Below are 25689 nucleotides of genomic sequence, written 5' to 3'. Positions count from 1 at the left end.
GGGAGGATGCAATGATGAACCCCAAAAAGTTAGAAATGGCTTTTAAAAGATATAGCAAAAATTTTGTGGATGGAATCAAATTTGAAGATGTTAAAGATAAATATAATGTCAGTAGAAGTAAGGTTGAGAAAATTGTTGAGCAAAATGAAACAGAGAAAGATCATATCCTACTAATAAATTTAAGCAAAATTTTCTCATATCACTTGTCACTATGGAAAAACGATGTATTGATAAGCGGTGGAAACAATGTAGAAGGATTAAAGAACATGCAGAAAGTCTTATTTTACCAGTGCATGGGACAAGATCTTTATAAAATCAGATATCCAAAGATGATTTTGGGGTATACGTTTAAAGAAGTCGTCCTCACATTAGTTCATTTTGCAATGTATGGATGGGAGAAAGAAGAAAATATATTATATGATTTTATGGTTCATCACTTCGGTGGACATTTAATAGATGCTAATGAAGAGAATAGACATATTTGGTTTTTGCTAGAGCTATACTTGCAGTATAGAAATAAAACCATCATGGGGACAAATGAAAAATTGCATCTAGTCGTGAAAAATAAGTTTAAAGAAGCTGAACTGCGATGCGATTTAATCCCTGAAGACCTAAATATATATGATGAAGTGTTAGGACGTTGGTCGACTCGTGACTTAGAAGAAATAGAATATCTAATTTCGATAATGTCTCAGTATCATTCTGCGTTAGCTTCTGAAATCGGACAGCTAGGTGAATTTGGTGATTTCAGATACGGATTTTATCCTTTTGAAATATTATTTTTAATCCATGTAAGGAAACAACTAGGGTTGCCAGTACCTACTCAAATCGATAATTTTCTGATGAATACTCCAGAAGCTAGAATGGTATTTGGGGAACATGAGTCATATCCTGAATGGGATCCCGTACTTCAGATGATCGATCAATTTTATCGTGAAAACTATCCGGAATATATTCCTAACAAGCATGGAGAATTATTTCAATAAAAGGGAGGAAGCTAAGATGCCTGATCAAGGGATAGCGCAGATTATATTTCCTGATAGCAAGGATTTGGAAACATTTTTGAAGGAACAAGGAAGTTATGACTTACATGAAGACCTATTAAAATATGGATTGACAACGAAACAGTTTTTATACGTTGACTATAAAGGTGAGCAATACCAAGAAATTGTCAATTTTATTCTTGATTACGAATTTGCCCACCAAATTGAATTAGCAACACAAGAAGAACTTGAGAGATTAGAAGCATTTAATTATGAATTTTTACCCGATAAGATCAAGATGGCCAACAAAATACTGTCACCAAAGGGATTTGGTCTGTTTTTATATCCAAATTCGGGCGACTTTTATGCATTATTCATTGGGAAAATAGAGAATATAACAAAAATCCTGCAAGAAGAGGTGTTGCTTGATGATAGAATTCCTTTTCAAGAAAGGTGTATCAAATATTATAGATAGACCTAAGGATTGTATGCCTTCACTCTTGAATCCGATCAAGATTTTCTTATAAGTTAATATCAAGATTGCATAACCATCTAGAATGTGCTATTTTTGACCACGTACAATTTTAATAACACCATGTGTTACTACAAATGCATTTAAACTTGTCACCTCCTGAATTCGAAATAATAAAAATGTTTTGGATTTGGGAGGGTTGATAATAGAAAAATAAATTGAGAAATGTGCCTATTTTATTGGTTACTTGGACGCTGACAAAGGTACATGCTTTGTAAAGGAATTCAATGGCAACGTTAGGAGAACGTAGTGGCTATTGAATTTTTTATTTTTACAACTGTATTAGAAAGAAAAGCGTGAGAATTAGGCGAGATGATATTTTATTGAAAAGACATGGAAAGGACACAATAATAATGAACTCGTAAGTATTAATGTATTACTTGTTACCATATAAAAGGTGTCATACTACTGTTACTACAAAATTTACAAATTTAATGCTACTTAAAACAGATGAATTTAAAGCACTTGATTGTCTCCGAAAGGCAACGAGTGCTTTTTTATTAGATAGACATGCTATAAATTTTTAGAAAATATTTTTTATGAATTCAGGCTAACATAAATTATTAGTATTATATAATTGAAAATACATTAGCAAAAGGTGCGGACTCCGTATCCCAAATCTTTAAAGGTGTAGAAATACTGCGAGATGGAAGTGTCGTTAGATCTGGAACGAACTATAGCGGGAAATTCCAAGAAGCCCATGATGCCTCAAAGGCGAGTATTCAGAGTAGGATCTCGAATTTGGAGAGTGGTGGGGTTAAGGGTACGGGTGAAAGTGGAATTCCTCCTAGGTACGGTGAGAGAAAGATTACAGATGAAGAATATGAAGCATTAAGAAAAAAAACGACGGCAAAAATAAGAAAACAAGTAAATAAAGGCCACAATAAAAAGATAGAAACGGAAGATCAAGCTCTTCCTGGAAAAACTTTTATAGGTTCACTAGAAGCAGATCATATTGTGTCTATGGACAGAATCGCAAATATGGATGGTTTTGGTAATTTAACAGAAAAACAACAGTTAGAAGTATTAAATAACCCAGAAAACTTTACAGGATTAAGTAAATCTGCAAACACTTCAAAGCAATCTAAATCGTATGAAGAATGGACACATTATAAAAAGAGAACACCAGATGAGATAGAAGTTAGTCCTGACTTTAGGAGCAAGATGATTACAAGAGAAAAACAGCTTGAAAGAATATTGCAAAAACAAATTGATGATTTTAACAAAGAATAATATAAAATAATATTAAAAAGGATGGGAAAAAAATGAGTTCTAAGTTAGATATATTAAGAGAGTATAATGAAGATATTCAATTGATTAATGCAAATGAATTTAAGAATATAAACGCATCTTTAATTCCTGATTTATGGGTGGAAGTATTTAGTAAACATGATAGAGAAAAGAGAATCAAGAAAATTTTAAGTATATGGAAAAAATATGTGAATAATAATTTATCTAATACTATTGCTTACTTATCAGAATACCTTGAGGATATTGAACTGATGGTAAGTGAGGACACCTATTCAATCTTGTATACAATAAAAAATCAAGGTGGAGAAGATTTATATTATGAAGGAAGAAATCCTAAAGATAGTTTTAATAATGAGGAATTAGAATCTTCATGGAGAGAAATTCCTGAATCTATTAGGGACTTTTACGAAAATGTTCATAATGGATTTTATGATTACACAAGTGAATCGATGGGATTGATGCCATTAGAAGCTATAACTTACTTTGGGGATGATGACTTAGAGTGGGGGATTATAGATGAATTGGAAGAACCGATAAGGATTAATTTAAAAACATCTTTTGGATTCTTTAGTAATGGTATGGGGAGTTACATAGCTATAGATTATGAAAATTGTAAGAATAACAATGCTACTTTTTGGTCAGCTAAGAGTCAGCCTAAATATAATGTTCACTTTTGGAATTTTGTAGATGAATGGATTGTTATCGGTTTTGAATAAAAGGTTTTTAAAATTTTGATACAAAGTCTATAAACTTAAAGAGATTTTTAGGTTTAGAAAACAAAAAGGCCAGGAATTATTCGTGGCCTTCCTTTTTGGTTACTTGCATTTTTACATTTTCAATTTCACTTTCAAGATACTTGAAGTTTTGCATTATTTTATTCTCTAAGCTAGCATAACTAAATTGAACTTTTTTAAGGATAGTAGTAATACCTTCTAATTGTTCCGTGTTCTTTTCTAAGTTTATGAACAATTCTCTTTCTCGTCTATCTGAACGTTTGCGTTCTTCTACTAGTAGTTTGTAATGAATACCTCTTTCTTCTTTTATGTTTTTGGTTAAGGAACTAACCTGCTCTTTGTGACTATCACTAACGCTTCGAACATACCCATAACTTTAACAGACATGAAAATAACAAACACCATAATAACGCAAAGTAGAGCCATGAAAGGTTTATCGCCATGAGTAAATTGATCGATTCATCTTGATAAGGTTTTACTTCTTCTGGTGTCGTGCAGCGACTCTGAAATGAACCCAAAAAGTTAGACACTTTTTGGGTTCATTTCAGAGTTCTTTTTTGTGTTTTAACGTGAAAATTTTAAAGAGAATTATAATTTTATAATTGTATTAACTTTTAAATTTTATAGAATGAAGTAAAACGTTTAATAGGGGATAATCCAGAATTTCACATTCGATGACGCTATTTGGTACATGGCTACATGTTGCAGCAAAGAAAGGATATTTTGGAATAGTGGAATATTTAGTCCATAAAGGAATCGATGTTAATACAAAAGGTGATATATTTGATGATTCCCCTTTAAGAGTGGCAGCAGGAGAGGGGGATTTGGAGATAGTAAAGTATTTAATAGAGACCGGCGCAGAATTAGATGTGAGCTTAGCGAACAGAAATCCATTATTTGGAGCAATTTATGGTGGGCATAAAGAAGTAGTTGAGTTTCTAGTTGAAAAAGGAATAGATATTTCAATTAGATATACTGGAGAGAGTATTAAGAATTTGGATGCATATGAATATGCTAGAGAATTTGGGCAAACTGAAATTGCTGAATATTTAAAGCAGAAGATGGATAAAAAAAATAAACTGTTAAAAAAGTAAATACTCTATGATGGTTGTACCATCATAGAGTGTTATGTGCAATGATAGAATAGAAAATAAAGTACGAGCTTAGGCGAGATGACATTTTACCGGGCGATAAATATAAACACATGGAATGTATATGAAACTAATGAACTCGTACAAACTCGTAAGTTTTAACATAGTATTTGTTAGGAAGTATAAAAAGTGTCATATTGTTACTACAAAACTTATAAATTTATGCTGCTTAAAAACAAATGAACTTAAAGCGCTTGATTGTCTACGAAAGACAACAAGCGCTTTTTTATTAGATAGGCATGTTATAAATGTTTAAAAATTATTTTTATGAATTAAGGTTAACAGAAATTACTAGTATTATATAATTGAAAATACATTAGCAAAAGGTGTGTACTCCGTAACCCCATTCGTTAAAGGTGTAGAAATACTGCCAGATGGAAGTGTCGCTAGAACTGGAACGAACTATAGCGGGAAATTCCAAGAAGCCCATAATGCCTCAAAGGCGAGTATTCAGAATAGGATCTCGAATTTGGAGAGTGGTGGGGTTAAGGATGCGGGTGAAGGTAGTAGGATTATTCCTGGTACTCCGGGTATTGTAACAGGAGGGAATTCTACTAAATTAGGAAAAAATATGATGACAGAAATGGGGCTTAAACGTTCAACTAAATGGAGTGGATATCAAGCACAGCATATTATTCCTTCTGAAATGGCAGATAATCTTGTAATTAAAAAGATAGGTATGAACTTTGATGACTCATCAAACGGTATTTTTCTAAGAGTACCAGATGATAATATAAGTACAATGGCTAGACATAGAGGATATCATTCTGTTTACAATGAAGTAGTTGCAAGAGCATTAAATAAAATGGATATTAAACAAAGTATTGATAGTTTACAAAAACAGGTATATGATTTGCAAAAAAATTTAAGGAAATTACAGGGGAATGGTTTACCATTGTACCCAAGCCAAGGTGCAACAGTGGAACTTTGGGAAAGAAAGCTAAAACAATTGGAAATACAAAATAAGTAAATATCAGTAAGGTGGTAAGGTGTAATGGAAAATAAAGATATTAGTTTGCTTGAAGAATTACTTTATAATACAAATAACGAGGATACAATTAGCCGAATAAAGAATATAGATAATCCAATAATCCTTCATTGTTTTACAGCAAATTATAATTGAAATAGTGGATTTGATATACCAAATGCAATTCTTGAAAATAAAGATTGTGACTTAGGAACGGGATTACTAATGTTTCATTATGCAGACGGATATCGACTATTAGAAAGTCCGGAGGAAGTTTCGAATTCTCCATTACAAGAATGGAAGGTTTTTATATTAAAACTTCAAAATAAAATTATGAATTTGAAGTTTAAAACACAAAATATATCATTTAGCCCTGAATTAACAAAAATTCAAATATTCAAGTTAAAAAAAAGGAACCCAAGTATTTCAGATATTCTTATTAATGAGTCACCAGGAAATATAATTGATATTCCTAAAATATAAATAAACATTAAAAACTCATTACAGTAAATAAATGAGCTTAGTTATAGTGATTTTATAAACCTTACTATACTAAATTATATTTTATGGACGGATATAATAAAGTTCGTGGTGCTAAATTTAAATACGCATAAGTATATATGAATAAAAAATAAAGTATATGTGAAGTAGATAGAAAAAATAAAAGGTTTTTGAAAGTATGTACTCCATCATGGTTGTACCATCATGGAGTACTGTGTGCAATGATAGAATGGAAAATAAAGTAAAATAGCATTTTATTTGGCGATGAATATAAACATATGGAATGTATATTAAACTAACGAACTCATACAAACTCGTAAGTGTTAACATAGTCGTTGTCACGACATATAAATGGTGTCATACTGTTACTACAAAATTTATAAATTTATGTACTTAAAAATAGATGAACTTAAAGCACTCGATTGTCGATTAAAGGAAACGAGTGTTTTTTTTGCGTATTAGCGTAGAAATTTAACAAATAACTATAATTTTATTATGTAAACTTTTTTACATAGTTTTCTATACAACTAAAGAGAAGAAAAATGTTCACTATTACTTTCATTTCTGTTATAAAAATTCTACAATAGAAGACAGAACGTATATTTGGTATAATCAAAACATACTATATGAAACGATGTACATGAGTTTGAGATTTATGAAAAAAGGTAAGTAATACATAATAATAAATACGCTATAGGATTCAGTTCATGTTATACAAATCAATCGTTAGAAAGGAAAAGATGTAATGAATCAAATTTCATTTGAAGATTTATTTGAAGAAGAAAAAGAAAAGGTGGAGGTAGCTGAGGTATGTAAGGTACCAGCCCCTTTATCACCATTACAAAAAGATATTTTAGAATTAATTGATTCTGAAGAAATAAGTGCGCTTGAGCTATGTGAACGATTAATACGATCTGGTAAAATACCCGATGAAAGATTCACTACGAATAAGCCTAAAGCATATGGACAAGTATGTTTACTATTAGAAGGTTTTGTTACAGAAGGAAAACTTATTTTTATCAAAGATGATGAGAAAAGAGATAGGGTATATAAATTGAAAGAAGAAGTTTGAGATGTATAGTGGGAGATGAATGATTGGTTTCCTTTAACTTGTAGCTCCGTTAGTCTAGTAATGTCCACTAAAAAGGTGTCAATCTCTCCTAGATTGACACCTTCATACTTTTAACATCTTACATACTTACGCTTAAAACCTAGTCTTCCTCTATCAAGTTCTTTCTGAATACTCTCTGTAGCATTTAACAAACTGCTTTTTTTCTTATCACGTTTGATTTCAACTATACCAACTTCTTTTGCAGTCTCAACTGCCTTTTCGTGTAGTGGTACATATGAAATTGCCACGGTGTTTAGGAAATTATTCATAGCGGATTTTGTTCGTTCTGGAGAATGATGAATTGTATCTTTCACCATTTCAAGCATATCGGAAATTTTACTTTCGGAAAATTCATTGTCTTTGCGATTTCCTAATAGCCAACAGTAGCAACTCCAGCCGGCAGACATTTTAAGCTCGTCCCCACTTGCAATCCATTTATCAGCAACATCTTGTGCGATATTTGACTCCGATAAAGTTACTGCCACCACATAATCAGATAGCATATAAAAATATGCCCCGTCTATCCAGCGATCAAAATCAGACTCACTCATAGCTTTTGGATCGGCAATAATACCTGCAAAGTACATAGCATCGTAGTTGCCTGTGGCATAAAGTTCTTCAGCTAATTCTTGATTTAATTTTATTTTTTTAGCGATTGGTTTCATGGCACCTGTAGCTACTCCGAATACTGGCTCATGCGCACCGTTAGATATGTATATTTTTTTCGTTCGTTCCTTACCTAGAGCTTCAAGTTCTTGCATAACTGTTTTAAGATCCATAGTTTTGCAACTTCCTTTCTTCATGTGAAAGCCTTTTTAAGCTTTTCGTATTTCATATGTTAATACTAATTGTATTCAAAAGGTATGTCTACTTTCTAAAAGTATCGAAACTTGGTTTGAATTGTAGATGAAATAAAGAGCTAATTAAAAGAATGGTATAATATAGAAAAAATAAGTGATGAAAATTAAATAGGGGGAATTTAATTGGAAATAAAATTGAATCGATTATATAGAGAGATAGCGGAAACGGTTCATGCCATGATTCCAGAAGAATGGGAGAAATTTTATTTTTATGCACAAATATCAGAAGATGGAGGGGGAACTTACTTTTTCTATAACAACTTCAGAAATAAAGAAAATTATAAGTATAGTGTAGAAATTCCTTTTAAATACGAAGTTGATGAAGAGGAGTTTGAAAGGAAAGAAGATTTTTTATATAAATTGAGTAAGGAATTAAGAAATGTTTTCAAAGATAATCAGCAAGAGCTTTGGTACTCTTTTACAATGTCTCTGGAACATAGTGGGGAATTTAACATGCATTTCGATTATACAAATTGGTTCGATACAGAATATAGTTTTAGTGATCAGATGATTATTTGGAAACATAAATACTTAGGTGAAGTACCAATTGATGAAAATGATAAAGCGCTAATTCATAAGTATGACAATGAATTTCCGAATAATCCTATTTGACTGAAAGGAAAGAAGAAATGGTTTTTATAAAAATCATGAATTTTAAAGCGTAAGTTGAATGAGAATATATATTCATAATGGAGGACGCTATTAATGGAAGTACACGGAATGGTTTCAATATGGTTCGGTAATATGCAAACGCAAGATCAGTTGGATACATATATAGATGTTACGTATGATGAAGAAGGAGACTCTATACCAGCAAGATTTTTTGTTGATTTTAATATTGATATGATTGATGTAGATGAAGATTTTATTGAAAAGGAAGTGTTAGAAGAAGCGAGTGATGACATTTCTATGTTATTAACGGGATGTTCATATGATGATAAAATACTTTCTCGAATTAAGGAAGTAGTTAAATTAAATAAATCCTATAATTCTATCGTTTTAATTTATAATTTTCAATATGACAATTCAGTAAGTAATTGTGAAGGTTTTAATTTTGTAACTGCTACAAGTTATCTATAGTTAGAAGTAAAGTACAGTAGAATAAAAATGATTTGTATAGTTTTTCCAATAAATATTTGGTATGATGGTGAATGGGAAAAATATACAAGTTGTTAGTTTTTCAAAAAAGGGGGATTGAATTGAAAAGAACGCCTGAATTTGTATTAGGTTTAATTGGTGGCATTTTGGGAATTATTATTTCTATAATATTAATAGTTGTAGCGTTTAATATTATGGAAGGTGTTGATTACGAACTTTTAGCTTATTACTCTATTATTTTAACGGTTCAAATAGGGTTGTTCATTTTATCGTGTTTAGTAAACAAGGTTAATAATAAAGTTTATGGAGTTTGTATGATTGTGATTCCTATAGTTATGTTATTTATGTCATTATTCTTTTTACTTATTCCGACAATTTTACAAATTATATCTGGTTCATTTGCATTTAGAACATTAAAGTTAGAATCGAATGTAAGCTAAATATAATTATTAACGTCTGAATATTCGGTTTTTTAAACGTTTTCGTTTGCAGTTCAAATTAACATAAAGCACAAAGTTGTATGCTTTAGGAGGAGAAATAAATGATTATTTGGTCTGGTTGGGGTTTTTTAGTCGCAATTATTGTAATTATTAATACTCTTTTGGGTAAGGCTATCTTTGGATCTATAACGGGGGACGCTACATATTTTCAAGACCATAGTTGGCCAATGGCGGTAATGTTTATTATATCAGGGGTTATGTCTTGGTATTTAGGTAAATATATTAATAAGCCAGATGGTAAAGTTTATATAGATGCCGAAACTGGTGAAAAAGTTATGTTTAACAAAAAACACTCGCTATTTTTTATAAAAATGGAATATTGGGGACCAATTTTAGGAGTTATTGCAGTTGTAACTTTAATTACAAGATAAAAAAAGAGGATGGGTATAGTAAGAGTAATCTATTCAAGTAGAAGGAGAAATCAGTCATGAATGCAAAGAAACTACTAGGGGTAGCAGTTCCGGTCATGTTGTTATTTGGTTGTGGAGTTTCTGAGAAAACGAACACTTCTAAACAGGAGAAAACGGAAGAGTCTAAAGTAAAAGAATCGAAGTCTAATAGTAAGAAAGAAAAAGTTTCAAAGGAAGACTATCCTAATAAAGTGTATAAATTAGGGGTAGAGTTTGATAAGTTGTTTGCGGAGCATAACAATATTACAAGAGAGGTTTTTGACGGTAAGAAAAAGAAATCAGATATAGTAGATAGTGTGAAAGAATTAAATAAAGTGTTAGATAAATTTGAGTCGATAGATCCCCCTGCAGAGTATGTAAATCAACAAAAGGATTTTGAAAAAGCAATTGGTTATTTTAGAGAGTCTTTTTCTTTAATAAATGAAGTATTCACCCGAAAAGAAAAAAGAGAAAAAGGCGATAAGACTGATAAAGAGTTAATGGAGAAATCCGAAAAGTTAGTGAAAGAAGGAGATATTTACTGGCTTAAGGCATTCAAAGATCTTGAAGGGGATATTAAAATCGGTGACGGTACAGTATCTGTGAAAGATTTGAAAGAGTTAGATAAGAAAGCTGGAATTAATACGGATAACGTTATGAAGAATGTGAAAGATGGTACGGAATTAATCGGTAATTGGGGATTCAAAGGAACAGACGGTTTCATTATGTCACTTATTCTAAAAGGTGATAAGACATTTGAAACGTATGGTAAAGGTGAGTATCCAAATAAAAAGAATTATATTGAAGGCACTTGGGAATATGATAAGGAAGCTTTTACAATCTATTTACATCTCAATAAACGTTTAGTAGACGGTGTAGAAGATACAATTCAAAAAAAGAAAATAGCATATAAAGTTCAAGATTATGATGGGGAAAACTTGCAATTATTTAATGAGACGTCATTTCATACAATTAAGTATGTGAAGCAAAGTTAAAGTTATGTAGGACTAGGTTTAAATGGCCTAGTCCTTCATTAAAGAGTGGGTATGTAAAGAATATGTTATCTTTCGTTCTGTTTACTTAATATCATGTTATTCTTTAATAGAGTAATAAATGGAGTTTTGCATTAAATATATGAGGTTGGTTACAAATGATAAAGAAATTTACTAGATTAGTATTAATAGTGGTTATCCCAATCAGTCTTATTACAGGTTGTGGGACTGCTGAAAAAACTGAAGCACAAAAGCCGAAAGCGGTACAAACGGAGAAAAAGGACTATATGGATTACTCATATGGTAGCAAAGGTATATTAGTAAGTGGCAAAGCGAAAGAACGGCAACAATACGAGATTGGATATATGGATGATAATAAATTAATTGGGATTGATGAAAATATTGAAGACTGCATTATTTTAGATAATAAAGATGAAGCAGGTCTCATTTGGAAACAAATAGAGCGAGGATCTATTATTGAAGTGCAATACGGTAAGGATCGCAATGATATCGTAGGCGTGCAATTCGTAGGAGATCGTGAGTCATATGAAATTAGTGATAAGTTTGATCGGAATACGATAAATGAGATTGTTGAAAACGTTAAAGGGAATTTGTAATAGATGTATTTCGATAGTATAGGATCTCTTATTATGAAATTGTATGCCAGTTATTTGTCTAAGTTTAAATTGATTATTTTGACGGTATTTGTAATTAGTTGTAAAATAATGTTTGTTGATGAATTTTATAAAAAGTATGTTAGATGAAATTCATCTGTAGGGATGACATATAAATATTTTCTTAATGGGTATAAAATATGATAATTTAAATATATGAATAAAAAGAAAATGCATTAAAAGTACATAGTAGATTCATATTTTAAAAAATTAATGTGACAATAAAGGGAGGTTGAGATACATACACGGCGGGAATGTGTATGTATCTATTATAATAATGAATAAGACAATCAAACAACAAGTAATCGCACTATCAACAAGTCTAGTGATTTTAGGGAGCGTACCTTTATCAGCATCAGCAGAAGAGATCAACAAATCTCAAACTGATCAACTTAATATTGCCCAAGGAGAACACGGAACGAGCGGATTAAATTATTCTAATTTCAAGTTGGAAGTTCCTGATCATGTACAAATTAACGAAGCAGAAGTATCTGAAAATGAAAAAATGCTTTTAGAAGAATATAAGCATAAACATGATGAAACAGAAGAATTAAACAAAATGCAGGATGCTAAGAAGGGACAAGTAGCAGAAAAGGAAGCTATTTCAAACATTGAAAAGGCATTTGAATCTGTAGATGGTCGAAATGATGGATCTGATCGTCAAATGAAACCTGTTGCAAAGCCAAGAGGTATTCAATATAGTGCACAGAGTACGAAGAAATATGGAACACTTGCAGGAGTTCCATTTGTGGAGTGGATTGTTCCAGCAGGAAATCCTGATATTCGTCCTGCGAATCCGATGAAAGCACGTTACATTACAATCCATGAGACCGCAAATACAGCCGCTGGTGCTAATGCTGAAAATCATGCGAAATATTTATACAAGCAAGCAACTGAAGGCACTTTCCGAACAGCTTCATGGCATTTTACTGTAGATGATAAACAAATTTATCAACACTTACCAACAAACGAAAATGGTTGGCATGCAGGAGATGGAGATGGTTCAGGAAACAGGGAGTCTATCGGTATCGAGATTGCGGTTAACCAAGACGGTGATTACAATAAAGCGTTAGAAAATGCAAAACGACTTGCAGGTTATTTAATGAACAAAGAAGGAATTGGTGCAGATCATATATACAAGCATCAACAATGGAGTGGGAAAAAATGTCCTGACATTTTAATTTCACGAGGTAATTGGGCTGGTTTCGTACAAGGAATTCAGTGGTATGCAAATATAAATGCGCAGATTGATACGCCTTTACAAGATAAAAATGACTCATTTAATCCAAATGAAAATAATCCAGCTGAACCTAGCATGGAACTAGTGGTAAATGGTAGTGGCATCAATGTACGTAGTGATGCGGGCATTGAACATCGTGTTGTACGTAAAGCTTCAAACGGAGATCGTTACAAAGTATTAGCGGTTAAAAATGGTTGGTATAAAGTAGGTAATGGAGAATGGATTTTCTATGACCCAAGTTGGATTAAAATTAACTACAATGTACCAAAGGAAGAAGTACAAAAGCCTAAGGAAGAAGTACAAAAAACAAAAGATGATATTACAGGTGGATGGTTTGAAGGGCATATTCGTAAATTAAACAGTCTAGGTATTATGCAAGGCGAAGGCAATGGTGTATTTGCTCCATATCGAAATGTAACGAGAGCGGAGTTTGCGAAATTAATCTCGAATGCTCTTAAACTACCAGAGGGAAATAAGTCATTTGTAGATATTAATGAGGCACATCCATCACTTCATGACGGTATTAAACGTTGTGCAAGTGCAGGAATTATTAATGGTCGTGGTGAAGGGATTTTTGATCCTAACGCACCAATTACTCGTGAAGAAGTATCTATTATGATTGACAAAGCATTACGATATAAAGGAATTACAGGTGAGTTAGTAGCATTACCATTTACAGATAAGCATTTAATAACATACAAAGAATCGGTTCAACGATTATACAGTTTAAAGGTAGTTAATGGTATTGGAAATAATGAGTTTGATCCTCGAGGCACAGCAACTCGTGGTCAGGCGGCTGCCTTTATTGTGAAGATGTTAGATTCAATGCAAAAATAAAATGAAACTTTAATCAGTGAGGGCCACTCGCATTGCAATCAAGCAGTTTATTCACCAAATTTTGAAATGAGAGTTTTACTGCCCGCAAATAGCAGAAGAAATTGTATGTAGAAGCTGACATTGGTAGAAGTAAAAAATAAGAAGAATTTGAAAGGAGCTATCCAAAATAATAATTTGGAATAGCTCCTATTTAGTAGGAAGAACAATTGTATTTGATAGATTGTAATGTAGAATGCCCTTCCAAGCCCCTCATAAGCCCCTACCAAGTAATAAATCACTAAGAAAAAACAAAAGCAAAAACAAAAACAACTACAAGAACAAAACAAGCGCGAAAAAATGAAACCGGCGTTGTAGTAGTAAAAAAATTGTAATTCGAATGCCAAAACCATTCCCGCATTCCTATCTTTATAATGAAGGATTAAAATTTTCCTATTTACTAGCAAAGAGTGGAGGGAAACATATGGCGGTATACCGTAATGTGCAGGTGAACTTTTGGCAAGATGAATTCATATTAGATTTAACGCCAGAGGAGCGTTATTTTTACATATATTTGTTAACTGGTACGAAAACGAAGCAATGTGGTATCTACATATTACCGAAGCGTGTGGCAGAGCTTGAAACAGGTTATAGTATGGAGACTGTTGAGAAGTTGCTAAACAGGTTTGTTGAGTATGGAAAGATTCTATATGATACGGAAACGAAAGAGGTATTCATAATAAATTGGTTACACTATAACCCTATTTCAAATACGAATGTGGAGAAGTGCGTATTACGTGAGTTAAAGACTATAAAAAGTAATGAGTTCATACATATATTTTTACGTAAATGCCTTGAAAAAGAATACAAGATTCCATTAGTACTGCAGCATTTTGGTATGCCAAAAGAAGAGGATAATAGTAGTTCACAAGTAGTTATTGAAGAGAAAGAAGAAGCGGAAGAGATAGAGGTGGAAACCATAGAAGAGGACGTTCCAAATAGTGAAGTTTATAAGTTTTATGAACAAAATATTAGTAGTTTATCCCCATATATTGTGAAGGAATTGAAGAATTGGATACAAAGACTTTCTGGAGAGAAAGTGTTAGAGGCACTTAAAATTGCGTTTGAAAATAATAAGAAAACGTTAGCTTATGTGAAGGGGATTTTGAGGAATTGGTGTAAGAAAGGACGAGTAGATTTTAGTGAAGGAATGCATAGGAGAGAAGTATTTGGTTCGTATGATCCATAGTTTGGATAAGGATTTTTTCTAGTCTAAAAGGTTCTTTTACTATAGAAGCGAATAGTGTGAGAAAGGGGTGGTTATATGGAAGTCGTTATAAAGAAGAAACGAAAAAGGGGAAAAAGAATTTTTATTTGGGCTAGTAGTATCGTTCTTTTGTTAGTTATTTCCGCTGCGATTTTTTTGAACATATATACGCTGAAATCTATGCCAAAGATAGATGGAACGATAAAGCTAGAGGATTTACAACAGGCTGTTACGGTGAAGCGTGATAGTAAAGGTGTACCGCATATTAGATCGGAAACTGCACATGATTTATATTTTTCACAAGGATATGTGCAAGCGCAAGATCGTTTGTTTCAAATGGACTTAAGTAGAAGACAAGCTTCTGGTATGTTAAGTGAAGTTGTTGGGGAAGCAGCTGTTGACCGAGATAAATTGTTTCGAACACTCGGTTTACGGCGAGCGGCCGAAGCTTCAGTTAGTCAATATAATGGAGAAGCGAAAGATGCCCTGCAGTCATTTGCTGATGGGGTGAACGCTTTTATACGTGAGGCGAAAAAGGAAAAGAAATTACCAGTTGAGTTTACTATATTAGGTTATGAACCTGCTGAGTGGTCAATTGTTGATACTTTAACGATTGGGAAGTATATGGCGTTTGACTTAGGAGGACATTGGCACGGACAGGCATTTCGATATTGGGCGCTGAAAAATCTTCCGAAAGAGCAAGCGAATGAGCTATTTCCTGCATATCCGAAAGATGCTCCTAGATTGCTAGCTGAACTGAAAAATACAAATGTGGACGTAGCACAAAGTTTTTCAAAAACGATAATTCCGCCGGAGTTTAACGGTAGTAATAACTGGGTTGTGAGCGGTGAGAAGAGTGCGTCAGGTAAGCCAATTTTAGCAGATGATCCTCATTTATCTCTTGCGACGCCTTCTATTTGGTATCAAACGAGACTTGAAATGAAAGGTTTAAATGTGAGTGGCGTTATTTTCGCTGGAGTACCAGGTGTTATATTAGGACACAATGACAAAATAGCGTGGGGTGTTACGAATACAGGGCCTGATGTGCAAGATTTATATATTGAGAAGAGAAATCCTAATAATGAAAATGAATTTCTGTATAACGATAAATGGGAGAAAGCTACCGTTGTAGACGAGTCTATTAAAGTAAAAGGCGGGAAGACAATTCCTTATAACGTTACGATTACGAGGCATGGACCAGTAATTTCAGAGTTTGCGGATAAGGGGAAGGAGAAAACGAAAACAGTATTCTCTTTAAAGTGGACAGCTTTAGAACCGTCAGCTGAGTTAAAAGCTGTATTAAATATGAACAAAGCAAAAGACTGGAATGAGTTTGAAACCGCTCTTCAAGATTTTCATACACCAACCCAAAACTTTGTGTTTGCATCAAACGACGGCACAATTGCTTATAAAGCGAATGGAAATATACCAGTGCGTAAAAAAGGTGATGGTAGCTTACCTGTTCCAGGATGGACAGATGAATATGAATGGGAAGGGTATATCCCGTTTGATCAACTTCCAAAAGTAATTAATCCAAAACAAGGGTTTATTTCAACTGCGAATAATAAAATTGTTGATGATGATTATCCGTATCATATTAGCAATACGTGGGCGCAGCCATATAGGCAAATGCGTATTCAAGAATTTTTGCAAGAGAAGGAAAAGTATACGGTGAAAGATTTAGAAGAGTTACAGATGGATCAAAAGAATTTATATGGGAAAGAGTTTACTCCTATATTTTTAAAAGAGTTAAATAAAGCATCTTTAAATGAGGTAGAGAAAGAAGGCGTAGACCAATTAACAAAGTGGAATTTTTACGATAGTAAAGATGAAGCAGCACCATTAATATTCCATTTGTTAATGAAAGAGATTTCAAATACGTTATTTTCAAAAGAAATACCGAAAGATGTAATGGAGTTATTTGAAGGGAAGTCACAAGTTGTTGATGAATTGATTCGAAAAGAAGTAGCGGGAGAAAATAGCGTTTGGTTTACGAAGTACGGAGGTTTCACAAAAGTTGTGCATACATCGTACGAGAATGTAATGAAGAAATTGCAGAAGGAATATGGACCCGATATTGGAGAGTGGAGGTGGGGCGATTACCATCAACTCGCTTTTACACATCCAATTTCGAAATCATCGAGTATGTTAGCATTACTCGCTTTTAATCGTAAGAAACCAGTTCCGATTGGTGGGAGCCAAGTTACCGTGCAAGCAGCGAGTTACGGCGAAAACGGCATTGTAAATCACGGGGCGTCTTGGAGATTCATTATTGATACGAAAGATATGTCAAACGGTTATCATATCGTAGGGCCAGGACAGTCGGGCCATTTTAGAAGCGATTGGTATCATGATCAAATAGATGATTGGGTAAATGGCACGTATCATACGACTACATTGAATACGGAGGGGATAGAGGGGAAGGTGCTAAATTTAGAACCGAAGTGATAGGGTGTTTTTGTTTGTGGAGGGAACTAGTAATACTCTTTTTGATAATGAAAGCTTATCATTTAGAACATAACCCAGTTCTTAAATAATTTTAACAGCCAGCCTACTATCATTTAATTTGATAGTAGGCTGTTTCCATCTTCGAAATACGCTGTAGCAACTTCTTCAGGATTACGATTATTTCCACATGCTGTAAGTGCTGTAACTAATAAAGTCATTACAACTATTAACATGATCATTCCAGTTTTGAGGGGAATTAGTTAACAAAGACTAGGTATTATTTGCAACAGAACTGTTCCTCTATCCCCCTTGTTTCATCATTTTTCTAGGCCAGCCAACTTGACAAATGTTTTTTTATCAAACTACAATGAAAATCATTATCAATAATATAGGGAGGATACTTTGGTCAATAAATGAAAAACAATATATTTATAGGTTAATAATCAGATTTTGTTAAGTTGTATGTACTATTTTTAGTTTAGCGTTTCCCAGAATGTACACCAATTAATCTCGCGAATTACAAGAAAACTATTATTGAAATGAGGCGTGTATTGTGAAGTTAGACGTGAATGAGTTAGCAGAGTATCTTGCCAATACTCCTTTCCGAGTAGAAGGAGTATATCGTTATGCTAAAAATCCAGGTGTGCCTTTTGCTGAGTCTACAGATTCTTTCCCAGGATTTGTATTTCCAATTACAGGGAAGACGCAATTTCAATTTAATGGTACGCCGTATACTCTTTCCCCAGGAAAAGTTATACATGGGGGTGCAAAAATGACATTAGCCCATAAAATGCTTGGTGAAATAAACTGGGAATATATTCTTGTTTTATATCGGATAAGCAATTCAGAACGAGAAGACTCTGGCTTTACTCATCAGCATTTTGAATTATTAACAGGACAATCTCCTCGTCTTGTCGAATTACTTATGCGTCTTTGGGATGTATATAATCAGCGTGGAGGCATTTCGATGTTTCAGACCGAAATGCTGTTTCGCGAAGCGTTGAATGAAGCTTTATTAAGTGTTTTCAATAGAGAAAGCAATTATGAGTCGCATACTTTATTCGAACGAATATCTAGTTACGTTCGTAAATACTATTATAAAGATATTACAATTCATACACTTACAGAACAAAATAATGTTAATCGAAATCGTCTTTCTTACGTGTTTAGAAAGCATGCAGGTATGGGGGCAGCAGAATATTTATTGAACTATCGTATAAAGATGGCTCAAAAAATGTTATGTACAAGTGATGTGCCTGTACAACAAATTGCGCAGGCTGTTGGAATCGCAGACCCTTTTTATTTTAGTAGAGTTTTCAAGAAGCGAGTTGGCATTTCGCCTACTAAATATCGCGAGAAGTTCATCAATAATCCATACTAATGTCAACAGGGGTCCATTCTTATTTGAAAATCACTGTTCTATACTTATGGAGAGTTAAAGGAAACATTGGATTGAAAGTACTTTCATTGAAATCACTCCTTTGTACTATCTGAATGAAAAGTTCTGGCCGGAGCATTTTCTTTTTAAGCGTAATAACGACTTTTTTACTTATATTACTGTAATATAGTGGAATTTGAAAGTGAGGAGGGATTATTATCCATTACCAACCTATTAAACTAAATGACGAGTTATCTAAAATTAACGATTATTGGTATCCACAAGTGATTGGTGAAATGAATGACGATCAAATTCAGCTTTTTAAAGCTAATGGAGATTTTATATGGCATGAGCATCCTAATACAGATAAGCTATTTATTGTGCTTGAAGGGGAGATGTTCATCGATTTTCGTGATGGACAGGTGAAAATTTCTAAAGGCGAGATGTTTATTGTCCCGAGAGGCGTTGAGCATAAACCTTTCACTGAAAAGGAATCCCATATCATGTTGGTAGAGCCTAAAAGGGAAATGGATTGATAATTGTAAAAAGATAAAAAAGGAGCGGAAATCCGTTCCTTTTTTATTTATCTTACTATTTTTAGGAGCTTAGTATGAGTAAGATGTGAATAAAGGATGAATAGCATTTTTATCAATAAAAATTTATTGGATTTTTTGTGGAATATATATGAAACGTTGTATAAAATAATCAAGAAAGCCAAAAATTATAGGGGGAAAGTTGTGAAGAAAAATAAGAGTTTAATAAGCTTTTTAGGAGTGTTTCTTATGTTGTTTTCTTTTTGTTTTCAAGGAAATGTACAGGCAGATGTAAATACTGTTCAATCTGGAAAAATCAAATCAGGAAACGTAACAGTATGGGAAGTTGGAAATGTAGCGAAAGTATTAGCGGATGTGGAGCGCTTAAATTTAAATACAGTAAATGTACCGATTCAAGTAGATATCCCAAATGTGACTTCTACTAACATGGTAATTAATCAAGCGCAAAAGCAACAAGCTATTATTTTAATTCGAGAATTATTAAAGCGTAATATTCAAGTTATAGTGGAACCGTTCCCGTATATTCAGCAGGGGAATGTTGGAGAGACAGAATGGAACCCAAGTAACATTAATGATTTCTTCTGGAATTGGAAGACGGTTATTCTGCAAGATATTTTTAATTCCATTACAAGTAAATACAATGTGTATGGACTAAAGATTGCTTCTAATTTCGTGAATATGGAGTATGCAGAAGGATACTGGAGCGATACAATTGATTTTGTTCGTAATCAGTATAAAGGAAATGTTTTGTATCAAATGAACTGGTGGTTAACAGCAAGCTGGGACCCTTCTTATGAAGCGAAGTTTAAAGAGAAAATCAATCGCCCGTATTTAAAAAAGGTGGATATTGTTAGCATAGACAGTTGGTTTGAAGTTTCAGGAAAAAGAAATCCAACATATGAAGAAGTGAAGCAAAGTTTATTTGCGACAACAGTATATAATCGTGGGCAAAATGTTGTTCAGCAATTGGAACAATTACATAATGCAACAGGAAAGCCAGTTTACTTCGGTGGATTTAACGTTCCAGCACGTGAACTTGGATTACAAAATCCATGGAATCCAGATGTTTCAAATGTGTTTTCGAAGGATGTGCAATTAAATGGATGGCGTGCTTACCGCGATGTATTAGAACCGAAACCATATTTTAAAGGTTTTTCAATTTGGTTTATTGGCTCTAATGATAGTACACATGCGTATCAAATACATAGTAAAGAAGCAGAGGCAGTTATTAACGGGTGGTACAGAAAATAAATTTTATAAAATAGGTAAGTTTTAAAGTTTACTACATATATTTTTAGTGAAAGGCCTTTCACCATCTTATCACCTAGGGGGCAATCATAATGAAATTTTTGTCTTACCTTACAGTAATTTTGGTGATTCTTGGCGGTTTGAATTGGTTATTTGTAGCGTTAGATTACAATGTAGTTGAGAAATGGTTTGGTTCTATGCCGGCGCTTGTGGACACTATTTATTGGCTCATTGGTCTCTCTGCTATTTATCAAATTTTTGATCGGTTCTTTACGAACGATTAGCTATTATTCTTTCATTATTAGAGTGTTAAGTACGATTATGTACTTAACACTTTTTTATATGTCCATAAAAAAGTCTGCACTTGCAAGCGATTCCATCGCGTCTTGCGCCCTAATAATAGAAAACAAATTGACCACATATTATATTTTAGGTTATAATTCAGAAAGTTTAAAAAATAATCCGATGAGAAATAGGGAGGTTATGAGGGTAATGGAGAGAGTCTATAATTTTTCAGCAGGACCATCAATACTCCCTTTGCCAGTTTTAGAGAAAGTGCAAAAGGAGCTATTAAATTATAACGGGACAGGCATGTCTATTATGGAAATGAGTCATCGATCTTCTTATTTTCAAAGTATTATAGAGGAAGCGAGTAACTTACTTCGTGAATTAATGAGCATCCCTGATGAGTATGAAGTTTTATTTTTACAAGGCGGTGCGTCATTACAATTCTCTATGATACCGTTGAACTTAATGAATACGTATAAAAAAGCTGGATACGTACTAACTGGCTCATGGTCTAAAAAGGCATTGCAAGAAGCCGAAAAAGTTGGGGAAGTACAAGTGATTGCTTCTTCCGAGCAAGAGAAGTTTACTACGATTCCTAAACTGGACGGTTTATTAAGTGATGAAAAACTAGATTATGTACATATTACAACGAATAATACAATTGAGGGGACAAAATATGTGGACATTCCACATGTAGAAAAAGTGCCGCTCGTTGCGGATATGTCCTCAAATATTTTATCAGAGCGATATGATGTTTCGAAGTTTGGTCTTATATATGCGGGGGCGCAAAAGAATTTAGGACCTGCGGGCTTAACGATTGCTATTATAAAAAGAGATTTAATTGGGGAAGCAGATCGCTCTTGTCCGACAATGTTAAATTATGAAACTTACAGTAAAAATAACTCCTTATATAATACACCGCCGTCCTTTAGTATTTACGTAACGAAACTTGTACTAGAGTGGTTGAAAGAGCAAGGCGGAGTATCTGCGATTGAAGAACAAAATAGAATGAAATCTTCACTTCTTTATAATTTCTTAGATGAATCAAAATTGTTTACTTCACCAGTTGATCCTACGTATCGATCACTTATGAACATTCCGTTTACAACACCGTCAGAAGAGCTGAACAGTGAGTTTTTACAAAAAGCGAAAGAACGAGGACTTGTTACGTTAAAAGGGCATCGATCAGTCGGTGGTATGCGCGCTAGTATTTACAATGCGATGCCAGTACAAGGCGTACAGCAATTAGTAAATTATATGAAGGAATTTGAGCTTGAGAATAGATAGGGAGATGGGGATATGTTTCGTGTTCAAACGTTAAATCAAATTGCAGAAAAAGGTTTGCAAGTTTTTACTGAAGAACGTTATGAAGTAGGAGATAGAATCAATCATCCAGATGGAATTTTGCTTCGTAGCTACTCTTTACATCAAGAAGAGTTTTCAAAAGACTTAAAGGCGATTGCAAGAGCTGGCGCTGGTGTAAATAATATTCCTGTCGAGCGATGTACAGAAAAAGGAATTGTAGTATTTAACACGCCGGGGGCAAATGCAAACGCTGTAAAGGAACTCATTATTGCCAGTCTTATTATGTCTTCACGTAACATTATTAATGGTGTAAGTTGGACGAAAAACTTAGAGGGTGAAGAAGTACCACAGCTTGTTGAATCAGGAAAAAAACAATTTGTTGGATCAGAAATTGCAGGGAAACGTCTAGGTGTTATCGGACTTGGCGCAATCGGTGCTTTAGTTGCGAACGATGCGTTAGCGTTAGGGATGGATGTTATCGGATATGACCCTTACATTTCAGTTGAAACAGCTTGGCGTCTTTCTACACATGTGCAAAGAGCATTTAGCCTTGATGAAATTTTTGCAACATGTGATTATATTACATTGCATATTCCTCTTACGAATCAAACGAAGGGGATTATTGGGGAACACGCTGTAGAGAAGATGAAAAGAGGGATGCGTCTATTTAATTTCTCTAGAGGAGAACTTGTAGATGAAAAGGTTCTTCAAAAAGCATTAGAAGAAGATATTATTACACATTACGTAACGGACTTCCCGAATGAAAATGTAATAAAGATGAAAAATGTAACAGCGACGCCTCACCTTGGTGCATCTACGTCTGAATCAGAAGAAAATTGTGCAGTAATGGCAGCACGTCAATTACGTGAATATTTAGAGACAGGAAATATTCGTAATTCAGTAAATTATCCAAACGTAGAATTGCCGTATATCGGAAAGAAACGAATTACAATTATGCATCAAAACGTCCCGAATATGGTAGGGCAAATTACAGGATGCTTAGCGGAACATCATATTAATATTGCCGATATGATTAATCGTAGTAAACATTCTTGGGCATACACAATGATTGATATCGATAACGGAATTGATGATATAATAAAAGAGAATATTGTAGAAAATATAAGCAAAATTACAGGTGTTGTAGCCGTTCGAATGATTGTGTAAAGGAGAGAGGAATGTGGCAAAAATACGACCGTTTCGGGCCATTCGTCCAGTAGAGGAAAAAGCGGCACAAGTGGCAGCTTTACCGTATGACGTATTAAATAGTGAAGAGGCAAGGGAAGTTGTAAAAGGGAATCCATATTCTTTCTTGCATGTTGATAAAGCAGAAATTGATTTAGATCCTGAACTGTCACCGTACGATGATCGCGTGTATGAAAAAGCGGGAGACAATTTAAAGCAATTTATACGAGAAGAAGTGTTCATACAAGATGAAGAGCCAGCGCTATATATTTATGAACTGACGATGCAAGGAAGAACGCAGTCAGGCCTTGTCGTTTGTACATCTATTGATGAGTATGAAGATGATACAATTAAAAAACATGAAAGAACACGTCATGAAAAAGAGCTAGATCGTATTCGCCACGTAGATGTGTGTGACGCCAATACAGGCCCAATCTTTTTAACGTACCGTACAAAAGATGAAGTAAAGCATTTAATTAGAAGCTGGAAAGAAGAGCATGCGCCAATTTATACATTTACAGCAGAAGACGGTGTTAAGCATGTTGCGTGGAAGATTGCAGATGAAGATGTAATTACGACTTTAGTAAACGCATTTGAAGATATTCCTAATCTTTATATTGCAGATGGGCATCACCGTTCTGCATCAGCTGCAAAAGTAGGACTTATGCGAAGAGAACAATATCCAAATTACACAGGAGAAGAGGAATTTAATTTCTTCTTATCGGTTCTATTCCCTCATGATGAATTATCGATTTGGGACTATAACCGAGTTGTGAAAGATTTAAATGGCTTATCAGAGGAACAGTTTTTAAATCAAATTACGCAGTACTTTTATGTAGAAGAAGCAACTGTTTCTCCGTATAAACCAAATGAGCCCAAATCATTTGGTATGTATGTAAATAAGAAGTGGTATAAGCTTACTGTGAAAGAAGAAACGTTTGATGCGAATGATCTTGTTAGAGGTTTAGATGTATCTATCCTGCAAGACCATTTATTAAGCCAAGTACTTGAAATACATGATCCGCGTTCTGATTCACGTATCGATTTTGTCGGAGGAATCCGCGGATTAGAAGAACTAGAACGCCTTGTGAACAGCGGCGAATACAAAGCAGCATTCGCATTATATCCGACATCTATGGAAGATTTATTAGCAATCGCAGATGCCGGAGAAGTCATGCCGCCGAAATCAACGTGGTTTGAACCGAAACTGCGTAGTGGGTTGTTTGTTCATTCTTTAAAATAAATAGACTTCTTTAGTTAGAAAAACCGAAATGATTTTTAGTTTCGGTTTTTCTTATTTTGGCTCAGTAAACGTTTAATGTTGATTTTAATGTTAAGATTGAAATATGTAACAACAGGTCGCTACAAAAAAAATGGAGGAAATACGATGAAAATGCAGCTGCAAAAAAGTTTTTATGTTGAATTGAAAAATGCAATTCGTTGTCATTATAACGAACTTTTAACAAGATGCGGTGTTGACACAATATACGGGTACTCCATATTAACAGACGATTGTGTCAATAGCATTGGACCAGTGGCAAATAAAGAAAGACTAATCAAAGTTAATAAATCGGACCCTTTATACAATTATTATAGATACGGAGCTGTTGAGTGGAGCGAATGGAACGATTTTGGAACGTTTGATGAAGTGAACAAAATTATTAAGAAATATCATAATATCGTCGAAGATGACTTTAACATACGAGTACATACACTGTTGAAAGAAACGTTAAATGTGTTAATGGAACTTGAATCAGAAGGGTTGTTTGGAGATAGAGATGATAATCGATTTATTGTCATTTGTGTAACTGATTCATCGAACGAAATCATGATTGAATCAGCTCGATTGCTTAATACATTAAAGACATACGAAGAATATGCTTCAGAATTTGCATAAGAATGAACATAAGTAAAACTGCGCTCTATAAGAGGCGATTTTCATTTAATAGAAAGTCACCAATTAATAGTAACCATTCGTTGTGACGTGACCATCGAACAATTTGAGCCTGATGAAAAAAATCGCACAAAGATTATTGCGATGTTTACATGTAGGAATCAACTTGAAAAAGAAGTTATGAAGGGGAGATAAGGCTAGGTAGCATAAAATATATCACTATAGGTGGAGTGGTTAATGCAAACATGTGGGTTCATTGGTTTTAAATGATGAATTTGCAGTGGTAGCGGTAGTGGAGGGGAAAGAATATGTTGAGTATAAAGATA

25 protein-coding genes and 3 pseudogenes are annotated in these 25689 nt (G+C 33.8%); 27 read left to right on the top strand and 1 reads right to left on the bottom strand.

Features of this window, described 5'->3' with window-relative positions; all coding sequences use genetic code 11:
• Positions 1-11 precede the first annotated feature (11 nt).
• The 9 genes and pseudogenes from ACTL4X_RS16210 (at position 12) to ACTL4X_RS16170 (ending at position 7191) form a co-directional block, all read left to right on the top strand.
• Positions 12-986, top strand: coding sequence for a hypothetical protein (locus ACTL4X_RS16210; protein ID WP_025689851.1), 975 nt, complete (start codon positions 12-14; stop codon positions 984-986).
• A 16-nt stretch (positions 987-1002) separates the two neighbouring features.
• Positions 1003-1458, top strand: a complete 456-nt coding sequence (locus ACTL4X_RS16205) for a hypothetical protein (protein WP_001113308.1) — start codon at positions 1003-1005, stop codon at positions 1456-1458.
• Between the two features lie 630 nt (positions 1459-2088).
• Positions 2089-2748 carry a hypothetical protein gene (locus ACTL4X_RS16200; protein ID WP_086401490.1) on the top strand — a complete coding sequence of 220 codons (660 nt, stop codon included), beginning with the start codon at positions 2089-2091 and terminating at the stop codon, positions 2746-2748.
• Between the two features lie 32 nt (positions 2749-2780).
• On the top strand, positions 2781-3482 hold the full coding sequence (locus ACTL4X_RS16195) for an SMI1/KNR4 family protein (protein ID WP_086692895.1): 702 nt from the start codon (positions 2781-2783) through the stop codon (positions 3480-3482).
• 645 nt (positions 3483-4127) lie between these two features.
• A pseudogene (locus ACTL4X_RS16190) lies at positions 4128-4594 on the top strand (ankyrin repeat domain-containing protein); the annotation flags it as partial.
• 121 nt (positions 4595-4715) lie between these two features.
• Complete coding sequence (locus ACTL4X_RS16185; protein WP_033689828.1) at positions 4716-4907, top strand: hypothetical protein; 192 nt, start codon at positions 4716-4718, stop codon at positions 4905-4907.
• A 72-nt stretch (positions 4908-4979) separates the two neighbouring features.
• On the top strand, positions 4980-5621 hold the full coding sequence (locus ACTL4X_RS16180) for an AHH domain-containing protein (RefSeq protein ID WP_086401430.1): 642 nt from the start codon (positions 4980-4982) through the stop codon (positions 5619-5621).
• 24 nt (positions 5622-5645) lie between these two features.
• Positions 5646-6101: pseudogene (locus ACTL4X_RS16175) on the top strand (DUF4274 domain-containing protein).
• A gap of 763 nt (positions 6102-6864) precedes the next feature.
• Complete coding sequence (locus ACTL4X_RS16170; RefSeq protein WP_001071909.1) at positions 6865-7191, top strand: DUF3895 domain-containing protein; 327 nt, start codon at positions 6865-6867, stop codon at positions 7189-7191.
• Between the two features lie 110 nt (positions 7192-7301).
• Here ACTL4X_RS16170 and ACTL4X_RS16165 read toward each other — a convergent pair whose 3' ends face one another.
• Complete coding sequence (locus ACTL4X_RS16165; RefSeq protein ID WP_000364669.1) at positions 7302-8009, bottom strand: DNA alkylation repair protein; 708 nt, start codon at positions 8007-8009, stop codon at positions 7302-7304.
• Between the two features lie 204 nt (positions 8010-8213).
• Here ACTL4X_RS16165 and ACTL4X_RS16160 point away from each other — a divergent pair, with 204 nt between their 5' ends.
• The 18 genes and pseudogenes from ACTL4X_RS16160 to ACTL4X_RS16075 form a co-directional block, all read left to right on the top strand.
• Positions 8214-8702 carry an antitoxin YezG family protein gene (locus ACTL4X_RS16160; RefSeq protein ID WP_000403547.1) on the top strand — a complete coding sequence of 163 codons (489 nt, stop codon included), beginning with the start codon at positions 8214-8216 and terminating at the stop codon, positions 8700-8702.
• 93 nt (positions 8703-8795) lie between these two features.
• The gene (locus ACTL4X_RS16155) at positions 8796-9170 is read left to right on the top strand and encodes an immunity 22 family protein (RefSeq protein ID WP_000451794.1); all 375 of its coding nucleotides are present in this window, start codon (positions 8796-8798) and stop codon (positions 9168-9170) included.
• A gap of 119 nt (positions 9171-9289) precedes the next feature.
• The gene (locus ACTL4X_RS16150) at positions 9290-9628 is read left to right on the top strand and encodes a DUF4064 domain-containing protein (protein WP_000831724.1); all 339 of its coding nucleotides are present in this window, start codon (positions 9290-9292) and stop codon (positions 9626-9628) included.
• A 101-nt stretch (positions 9629-9729) separates the two neighbouring features.
• Positions 9730-10059 carry a hypothetical protein gene (locus ACTL4X_RS16145; protein WP_000587854.1) on the top strand — a complete coding sequence of 110 codons (330 nt, stop codon included), beginning with the start codon at positions 9730-9732 and terminating at the stop codon, positions 10057-10059.
• A gap of 56 nt (positions 10060-10115) precedes the next feature.
• On the top strand, positions 10116-11072 hold the full coding sequence (locus tag ACTL4X_RS16140; protein ID WP_000992202.1) for a DUF3994 domain-containing protein: 957 nt from the start codon (positions 10116-10118) through the stop codon (positions 11070-11072).
• 155 nt (positions 11073-11227) lie between these two features.
• Entirely contained in the window at positions 11228-11686 is a 459-nt protein-coding gene (locus tag ACTL4X_RS16135; protein WP_000591637.1) for a hypothetical protein, read from the top strand.
• Positions 11687-12020: 334 nt separating this feature from the next.
• Positions 12021-13820: an S-layer homology domain-containing protein gene (locus ACTL4X_RS16130; protein ID WP_031312946.1), complete on the top strand. Its 1800-nt coding sequence runs from the start codon at positions 12021-12023 to the stop codon at positions 13818-13820.
• 376 nt (positions 13821-14196) lie between these two features.
• A complete protein-coding gene (locus ACTL4X_RS16125) occupies positions 14197-15045 on the top strand; it encodes a DnaD domain-containing protein (RefSeq protein WP_100655059.1) in 849 nt (282 codons plus the stop codon).
• 75 nt (positions 15046-15120) lie between these two features.
• Positions 15121-17511 (top strand): penicillin acylase family protein, encoded by a 2391-nt coding sequence (locus ACTL4X_RS16120; protein WP_078186528.1) that lies wholly within the window; start codon positions 15121-15123, stop codon positions 17509-17511.
• A 553-nt stretch (positions 17512-18064) separates the two neighbouring features.
• Positions 18065-18892 carry a helix-turn-helix transcriptional regulator gene (locus ACTL4X_RS16115; protein WP_000762815.1) on the top strand — a complete coding sequence of 276 codons (828 nt, stop codon included), beginning with the start codon at positions 18065-18067 and terminating at the stop codon, positions 18890-18892.
• Positions 18893-19185: 293 nt separating this feature from the next.
• Positions 19186-19425, top strand: coding sequence for a cupin domain-containing protein (locus ACTL4X_RS16110; protein ID WP_000997182.1), 240 nt, complete (start codon positions 19186-19188; stop codon positions 19423-19425).
• A 201-nt stretch (positions 19426-19626) separates the two neighbouring features.
• A complete protein-coding gene (locus ACTL4X_RS16105) occupies positions 19627-20694 on the top strand; it encodes a glycoside hydrolase family 113 (RefSeq protein WP_142243896.1) in 1068 nt (355 codons plus the stop codon).
• An 89-nt stretch (positions 20695-20783) separates the two neighbouring features.
• A complete protein-coding gene (locus ACTL4X_RS16100; RefSeq protein WP_000670804.1) occupies positions 20784-20975 on the top strand; it encodes a DUF378 domain-containing protein in 192 nt (63 codons plus the stop codon).
• 208 nt (positions 20976-21183) lie between these two features.
• Positions 21184-22266, top strand: a complete 1083-nt coding sequence (gene serC, locus ACTL4X_RS16095; protein ID WP_000442921.1) for a 3-phosphoserine/phosphohydroxythreonine transaminase — start codon at positions 21184-21186, stop codon at positions 22264-22266.
• 12 nt (positions 22267-22278) lie between these two features.
• Entirely contained in the window at positions 22279-23451 is a 1173-nt protein-coding gene (locus ACTL4X_RS16090; protein WP_000490228.1) for a 3-phosphoglycerate dehydrogenase family protein, read from the top strand.
• A gap of 13 nt (positions 23452-23464) precedes the next feature.
• Positions 23465-24712: a DUF1015 domain-containing protein gene (locus tag ACTL4X_RS16085; protein WP_001063073.1), complete on the top strand. Its 1248-nt coding sequence runs from the start codon at positions 23465-23467 to the stop codon at positions 24710-24712.
• A gap of 144 nt (positions 24713-24856) precedes the next feature.
• Complete coding sequence (locus tag ACTL4X_RS16080) at positions 24857-25366, top strand: DUF4303 domain-containing protein (protein WP_000783836.1); 510 nt, start codon at positions 24857-24859, stop codon at positions 25364-25366.
• 72 nt (positions 25367-25438) lie between these two features.
• Positions 25439-25558: pseudogene (locus tag ACTL4X_RS16075) on the top strand (enoyl-CoA hydratase); the annotation flags it as partial.
• Positions 25559-25689 lie beyond the last annotated feature (131 nt).

This window comes from Bacillus sp. RE35 (assembly GCF_052146655.1).
In the GTDB taxonomy this organism is placed as follows: Bacteria; Bacillota; Bacilli; order Bacillales; family Bacillaceae_G; genus Bacillus_A; species Bacillus_A cereus.
Note: the sequence above shows the minus strand (reverse complement) of the source record. Positions and strands in the feature narration are given on the sequence as shown.